This window comes from Empedobacter sp. UBA7252 (genome assembly GCF_002472765.1).
In the GTDB taxonomy this organism is placed as follows: domain Bacteria; phylum Bacteroidota; class Bacteroidia; order Flavobacteriales; family Weeksellaceae; genus Empedobacter; species Empedobacter falsenii_B.
This window is the reverse complement of sequence record NZ_DKSQ01000074.1, coordinates 1-6,983: the sequence shown is the minus strand read 5'-3', so window position 1 is coordinate 6,983 and position 6,983 is coordinate 1. Positions and strand designations below refer to the sequence as shown.

General features: G+C 31.8%; 7 protein-coding genes. 1 reads left to right on the top strand and 6 read right to left on the bottom strand.

Going from position 1 to position 6,983, the window contains the following annotated elements; genetic code table 11:
• Positions 1-40: 40 nt before the first annotated feature.
• From dgt to B2X73_RS10420, 4 genes are read right to left on the bottom strand one after another with little or no spacing between them, the layout of a single operon-like run.
• Positions 41-1,408 (bottom strand): dGTP triphosphohydrolase, encoded by a 1,368-nt coding sequence (gene dgt / locus B2X73_RS10435; RefSeq protein ID WP_291096382.1) that lies wholly within the window; start codon positions 1,406-1,408, stop codon positions 41-43.
• A 22-nt stretch (positions 1,409-1,430) separates the two neighbouring features.
• Complete coding sequence (locus B2X73_RS10430; RefSeq protein ID WP_291096381.1) at positions 1,431-2,030, bottom strand: 7-cyano-7-deazaguanine synthase; 600 nt, start codon at positions 2,028-2,030, stop codon at positions 1,431-1,433.
• Complete coding sequence (locus B2X73_RS10425; protein WP_291096380.1) at positions 2,018-3,208, bottom strand: PfkB family carbohydrate kinase; 1,191 nt, start codon at positions 3,206-3,208, stop codon at positions 2,018-2,020. Before B2X73_RS10425 ends, B2X73_RS10430 begins: the two co-directional genes overlap by 13 nt.
• Complete coding sequence (locus tag B2X73_RS10420; protein ID WP_291096379.1) at positions 3,205-3,525, bottom strand: hypothetical protein; 321 nt, start codon at positions 3,523-3,525, stop codon at positions 3,205-3,207. Before B2X73_RS10420 ends, B2X73_RS10425 begins: the two co-directional genes overlap by 4 nt.
• Before the next feature lie 230 nt (positions 3,526-3,755).
• Here B2X73_RS10420 and B2X73_RS10415 point away from each other — a divergent pair, with 230 nt between their 5' ends.
• Positions 3,756-5,945 carry an ATP-binding protein gene (locus B2X73_RS10415; RefSeq protein ID WP_291096378.1) on the top strand — a complete coding sequence of 730 codons (2,190 nt, stop codon included), beginning with the start codon at positions 3,756-3,758 and terminating at the stop codon, positions 5,943-5,945.
• Between the two features lie 58 nt (positions 5,946-6,003).
• Here B2X73_RS10415 and B2X73_RS10410 read toward each other — a convergent pair whose 3' ends face one another.
• Both B2X73_RS10410 and B2X73_RS10405 read right to left on the bottom strand, forming a co-directional pair.
• The gene (locus B2X73_RS10410) at positions 6,004-6,378 is read right to left on the bottom strand and encodes an HIT family protein (RefSeq protein WP_291096377.1); all 375 of its coding nucleotides are present in this window, start codon (positions 6,376-6,378) and stop codon (positions 6,004-6,006) included.
• 2 nt (positions 6,379-6,380) lie between these two features.
• Positions 6,381-6,983: HNH endonuclease domain-containing protein (locus tag B2X73_RS10405; RefSeq protein ID WP_291096376.1), on the bottom strand; the 603-nt coding region annotated here is incomplete at its 5' end.

Below are 6,983 nucleotides of genomic sequence, written 5' to 3'. Positions count from 1 at the left end.
TTATTTGTTAATTATTCATTTTGAATACTTTAGTTAAGATCTATATCTCTATCCCTCTTAAATTCCGATAAAGTTTAAGTGCAAACAGATCTGTCATTCCAGAGATAAAATCTATTATATGCATTACTTTTTCATAATCGGTCTCTTCTTCTTTAAAACTAAACTGTTTTGGAAGTAATTGTAATACTTTCTTATGCTCCTTTTCTCTATCACCTTTTGGAGTTAAAGCTGCAGTAACAAAATCTTCTACCAGCCCGGACATTATTCTAAAACCTGCAAGTTCTAACTTTACAACCTTGATATTATTATAAATCTTTTCATCGGAAATTTCTCTGATCTTTTCCAATGTAGGTTGAATTTCCTGGATATCTTCTAAAAGTGTATTCGCATATTCACCATCAATTATTTTCGACTGGTTTTCTATAAACCTTTCAGCACATTTCAAAGTTAAAGCATTGATAGATTTAGCCCTCAAATAGGAAAGTGCTTCATTTTTATCATCTTCTAAAGTCAATACTTGATCCTCTATCCAACTAATCTGATCTGGTTCACAGAAGCCTAAAAGAGATATTAGAAGTTCTTTTATAACGGCATATTCAATTATTCCCAATCTGTGAGCATCTTCTAAATCTATTATACTATAACATATATCATCTGCAGCTTCTACTAAATAAACAAAAGGATGTCTTTTGTATCTTACTAAATGATCTTTCCTATGCACAATAAAATTAAGCTCATTTGCAATATCTTTAAAAACACCTTCATCAATCTTAAAGTATCCGTATTTCTTTAAATGCTTCTCGCCATCCTTACCTTCAGAACAAAGAGACTCGCATGGGTATTTTATAATTGCTCCGAGAGTTGAATAAGTGAGTTTAAATCCTCCTTTTACTTTACCTTTCTGTTGCATTGTTAGAATTCTGAGTGCATTTGCGTTTCCTTCAAAGTGTGTTAAATCTTGCCACTCGTTTTCAGAAAATCTTTTTCTGAAATCCATATCTTTTTGTTTTTTTCTAAAGTATTTAGAAATCGCTTCTTCACCTGAATGGCCGAACGCTGGGTTTCCTAAATCATGAGCTAAGCAAGCCGATGCTATTACATTTTTAAGGTTATTACGATAGAATCGCTTAGCTTCTTGATTATCATTTACCTCTGGTGTCTCAGATAAATGTTTTCCTATCTTTTTGCCCAAAGACCTACCAACACTTGCTACTTCTAAAGAATGTGTGAGTCTATTGTGCACAAATACTTCTTCAGGCAAAGGGAATACCTGTGTTTTATTTTGTAATCTTCTGAAGGGACTTGAAAAGATTATGCGATCCCAATCTCTTTCATATTCTGTACGTATTCCAGATTCATTATTTTCAAATCCATATCTACGAGACGAAAAACAATTCGTCCAAGTCATCTTATTGTTCATTATATTAAAATTAATTGATACCAAGTTCCTCTCTCACTCTTAGTTGCTTTTTACATCCAGAGCATTGTCCACAAGCTATGTTTGAAATATGACAAGAATGGGCGATTGATAAAAGTTCCAAAGGGACTTTATAGATTTCTGCCAATTCGTGACTATAATAATCCAAAGTGTCTCCATGAACAGAGATATTTCCCTCCTGATAACTTAATAAGTCATTTATTTTTTCATAAAAAGCTTTAGTACCATCTCTATGAAAATTATCCGATTTAACAGATGCCAAATGCAATTCATTTACTCCATCTTTTATGGCTTGCATAGCAGCTAGGGTTATTAGCAGCTGGTTTCTATATGGCCACCATTCTTCGGAAGGGGAGATTGATATACTTTCAGTATTAGCCAAATTTCCAGATCCTAAAGATTTACAATCTACAGATATAACTTTATGTTTGATGCCCAATTCTTTACTTATATATTTTGAAACATAGATCTCTCTTTCAGCTACTGTTTGTCCGTAGTCAATAGTATAAGCTATATAGGGTTTTATTCCATATGTTAAACAAATAGAATCCACTCCACCAGATAACAAAATTCCTTTTTTTACAGACTCCATATTGTATTATAAATCGCAGATGTAAGATTATCATATAATTTAATATCCGCTGGTTTAAGCATTAGCAAATGATTATTTTGACAGGTTCTTTGATAGCCAATGATCTTTTTGTCATGAGCAAGTGCAAAACCAGATTCAATTAATGTCCCTGAATCTAGATTATCAAAGACACAAAAAATAATATCTGATTTCATTAGTCCTTCAATATCTTTCCTCGCAATTGATTCGTCGTCACCAAATCCAATATCATGGAACGGGGAGAATACCTTTACACCAAAGTCTATAAAGGCAGTCCTTATTTTATCTATTAATATTAGTTCCGCAAGGCTAAAAAATGGGGCGGCTAAATAAACTTGTTTTCCTGATAAGTCGGAGAATGTATGTTCTTTATAGGGCTTATTCTCTATTAAACTTGTATCGACATAAGCTTGAATATCGCAAAAATATGCTGTAGATAAAGAAGCATACAAAGCGCATTTTTCAAGAGGTAAATTCTTCTCTAACCAATAATAGGCAAAACTACCGGTGAAGATATCCCCAGACCCGATTTTATGGACGTTATTTGTAATATATGATGGAATATCAAACTCATATTGCTCATAATACAATTTGGCGCCATGTGGACCGTTTTTTATGATAATTGCACAGGCTTTTTCTTGTTCGAAAAAAAAAGCCTTTATATCATTAATATTTTTACTACCAGAAATAGATTCCGCTTCGCTTTTATTTACGATGTATACAAGTTCTTCTGTTTTGCCAAATGCCGAAAATTTTCTTGGTTGTATTCCTGTTTGAGGGTCATACACAACCTTTTTTCCTTTAATTTTAAATTCTGCTTCTAAAATTCCAAAACAAACGATATTGTCTTCAGTTACATTTATTGATTCTGATTTAACAATGTTGAATAAATTGGGAAAGATAGTTGGATTATCTAATGAAAAACTATACTTAAACGTTATCAATTCAGAACTAGTAAAACATCGGAAATTTAATCTTGGGTAAACCTTTTTATTTTCTTTGAGATAAGATATCGTATCTTCATTTCCATATGTTACATAATTTACATCACAATTATTCTCAAGTAGAAATTTACTTGCCCTGAAACCGGAACCAAATATTTCATGAGAAATACTGTCATAGTTAATTTCTCTGTAAGTTCCGCCGACAACAGTTATCATATTCTTTTTATATATACGGTACAAACAGGTGAATTAATTGCAGTAATCCTCGCGAAATAATTATTACCGCTATTAATACATTGTATAATGTCTGCAGTATTTACGTGAACAATAGAACCAAGAATTTGACCATTTCCATTTACCGTTACTAATGCACCTGTGGCATTAATTCGAACCTGTAAATGATCACCAATCGAATGTGAAGCCAATATTACTAAATCGATTGACGAGAGATTTGTGGTAATTGTACCACTATTACAATCAAATTGAGCTCGTGCAGACGTTTGATATCCGCTACCTCCTCCAGATCCACTCATAAGAATTTATTTAAATGGTTAATAATGTATTAAGATATAAAATATATTTTTAATAAAAAAAAGGTCAATACTTTGTTACGAAAATAGCTTAGAAAATAATGTTTTGATTACGGGTAACCGTAATTTATATGATTATAAAGTCTGAGAAATTAAAATGAATATTTTCTATATTTAGACAAGTTTGAAAAATAAAAAAATAGGTTTGAATTTTATGACTTTATAGTTTTCTCATGGATAATTTTGATTTCTCTACTTTAAATAGTTCTGATTTGGAAGAACTTGTTTGCGATTTGCTGAATGCTAGTGAGGTTCAATTAAAACCTTTCAATAGCTATCGAACTTTCAAAGAAGGAAAAGATAGAGGGATAGATATTTTGAGAAGTTCGGAAGAAAATAATTATGAGAGTGTTGTTCAAGTAAAACATTATTTAAAGACAGGTATTTCTGGTTTGTTACGTGATCTGAAGAAGAATGAAGTGGAAAAAGTCAAAAAACTTCAACCGAATCGCTATCTGATTGTAACTTCTGTCGATTTGGGAGTAAATGATATCCACTATATTAAAGAAATTTTTGAACCCTATATCACGAATCTTTCGGACATATTGGGTTTAAAAGATCTTAACCGACTTGTATCACTATATCCACAAGTTTTGCAAAAGCATTTCAAACTTTGGTTTTCGGGATCAGATGTTTTAAAAAGAATATTACAGTATCAGTATTTTGGAAGATCGCAAGAATTTCTTGAGAATAACCTTAAAAGAAAAATTAGGCTATATGTGAAAACTTCGATGTATGAAATTGCTCGCGAATCTTTACGAAAGGATAAATTTATTATAATAACAGGTGAGCCCGGTTGTGGAAAAACTAGTTTAGCAGAGCTTCTTTTATATGAATATATTGGAAACCAATATGAACTGAATTATATTTTAAATATTAAAGAAGTTGATAACTTGATTAAATCAGATGATACAAAACAAATTTTTTATTTCGATGATTTTTTGGGCCATAATAGCCTAGAGATAAGAAAAGCAAAGGCATCAGAAAATTATCTTGTACAAGCATTAAATAGAATAAAGAATAGAAGGAATAAACACTTTATTTTTACAACTAGAACATTTATTTTAAATGAAGCAGTAGCCATTTCGGAGCGCTTACAGAAGTATCATTTAATCGAAAAACAAAGCATATTACATTTAAAGGAATATGATCACGATTTAAAACTTAAAATGTTGGAGAATCATATTCAAGAAAGTGACCTTCAGTATCAGTACAAAAGTATTCTATATAAGGATAATATTATAAAATTCATTATTAACCACAAAAATTTTTATCCTCGCTCAATTGAGTTTATTACAGATCCTGAGTATATCAGTGATATTACACCTTCAAACTTTGAAAGCTATATTTATGAAAATTTTAATTCCCCTCAAAAAATTTGGAGACATGCTTATAATGAACAGATCGATGAACTAGATCGTTTTTTTTTAAGTACGATGATAAGTTTTGGAAATAATTGTTCTATCCAATATTTGGAAGAAGCTTTTATTGCTAGAATAGAATATGAAGTTCTTCATAATAATGTGGTTAAAACATTTGATCCATTCAATTCTTCTTTTCGTAGGTTACTTGGTGGATTTATTATGTACGAATATCACGATAAATTTGAGTCAATAAAATTTATTAATCCGTCATTGGTTGACTTTTTATTAGTAACGCTAAGAGAAAATAGTCTTGAAACCCGGCGTATTGTAGAATCTACCATATTTATTTCTCAATTAATCACTAGATTATATCCTATACCAAAGCCGAGTATAGAGAGAGGGTTTATCCCAAGCAAACTACTAAAAAGATTATCCAATAACTGTGAAGGCTTTATATTTAATGATGATACAGATTATTTTACGATGGCGCTGTTTCTGATAAGTTATGCAAACAATAAGGATTGTGCTGAAGCGATTAATTTTTGTTTAAACAACGTTAAAGATTGGCTTAGTCTTAATCCAGAATCGGATAGTATTGAGACACTCGTGAATATTTTGTATGGTGATGTTTGCTACGACAGGAACGAAATTATTAACATTGGAGTGTCAATTTACGGACCACTTATAATATTTGTTGAAGATTTTGAATCTATCTTAAATTTTCAAAAACAAATGAAAATGCTTTATGATTTTAATTTGAAAGAGCTTTTCCATCTATATAATACTTATAATTGGGCAGAGTATTTTGATCAAATAATTAATAATCGCATAACTGATTATATTGATGAATTAGAATCAATAGGACACGATCCCGAAAAATTAGATTTTGCTATTAGCAGAGTGGAAGATTATAAAAAGATTGTAATGAATTGGGGATTTATCTCTAGTCCAGATATTTCTCTGTTCAGAGACTATGAGTTTAGAAGTGAAAATACGTAAAGCGAATAAATTTAGTAACAAACTTTAAAAGTTCTTGAATATTCTACTTATGTAATAACTAATAGCTTCCCTTACTCGGTATCACATGCCTGACACCACCTCTAGGATTTTCCATGTCACCAGAATAACGGGGGATTAGATGGCAATGAAAATGAAATACCGTTTGACCAGCAGATTCACCACAGTTCATGCCAATATTGTAGCCATCAGGAGTGAACTCTGCTTCAACTAAAGATCTTGCTAGACCAATCGCATTATCCAAGTCAGCTTTTTCTAGAGGAGTCAGCTCGAAATAATTTGTACGAAGCTCCTTACTTATTATAAGTGTGTGACCTGGGCTAACTGGAAATCCATCATGTATAAGGAAGAAATGTTGTGTTTCTCCGATTTGCTTATCTGTTGGTAATTCTAAAAAGTTTTTAATGCTACTCATGGCTAAAAATTTCCTGGCAGTTCAATCCAGGGTTCCCATTCGTGAATGGAAGAGGAGAGTGCTAGATTATACTGCGCTTGCAGAAAGATACGTCTTTTTTCTTTTGTCTTTCCGGTTTGATTTATAATTGTTTCGGCAAGAGGATGTTTACTTTCGATGTAAAACTCATTTCGATTATACAACCGTTCTAAGTAACGGCGATGTGGTACCCTTGCACTTTTATCACCATTAATTTTAGGATCAGCTAGAACCAAATTCCAGATGCCATTAATATTTGCTTCCTCGGCTATATGCGCTTTTTTATTAAGATGTGGTAGGAAATGATCTACTTCACAAATGTTCTCCGATCCTTTGTTAACAAAGATATCTTGGTATGAGTAGAAGCATTTGCCTTTTTGGTATCCGTTTAATGCGTCTCTTACAGAAGTAATATCAATCCGACGCATAAATGAATCAACAAACAATTCCTGTTTTAGAGAATCGTGTTTTACTTCCAATAGGTTGGGATTTATTTGGAGGTTCCAAGCCGTTTCGACTAAATTCCATCTTGCATCAACTTCTTGCTCCAAATTTATAAATTGTAGCGCCTCCCTTAATTTAATGCA

Excerpts from the sequence above, each read along its gene's own strand:
- dgt (WP_291096382.1), bottom strand. The coding sequence starts at position 1,408 with ATGACTTGGACGAATTGTTTTTCGTCTCGTAGATATGGATTTGAAAAT.
- B2X73_RS10430 (WP_291096381.1), bottom strand. The coding sequence starts at position 2,030 with ATGGAGTCTGTAAAAAAAGGAATTTTGTTATCTGGTGGAGTGGATTCT.
- B2X73_RS10425 (WP_291096380.1), bottom strand. The coding sequence starts at position 3,208 with ATGATAACTGTTGTCGGCGGAACTTACAGAGAAATTAACTATGACAGT.
- B2X73_RS10420 (WP_291096379.1), bottom strand. The coding sequence starts at position 3,525 with ATGAGTGGATCTGGAGGAGGTAGCGGATATCAAACGTCTGCACGAGCT.
- B2X73_RS10415 (WP_291096378.1), top strand. The coding sequence starts at position 3,756 with ATGGATAATTTTGATTTCTCTACTTTAAATAGTTCTGATTTGGAAGAA.
- B2X73_RS10410 (WP_291096377.1), bottom strand. The coding sequence starts at position 6,378 with ATGAGTAGCATTAAAAACTTTTTAGAATTACCAACAGATAAGCAAATC.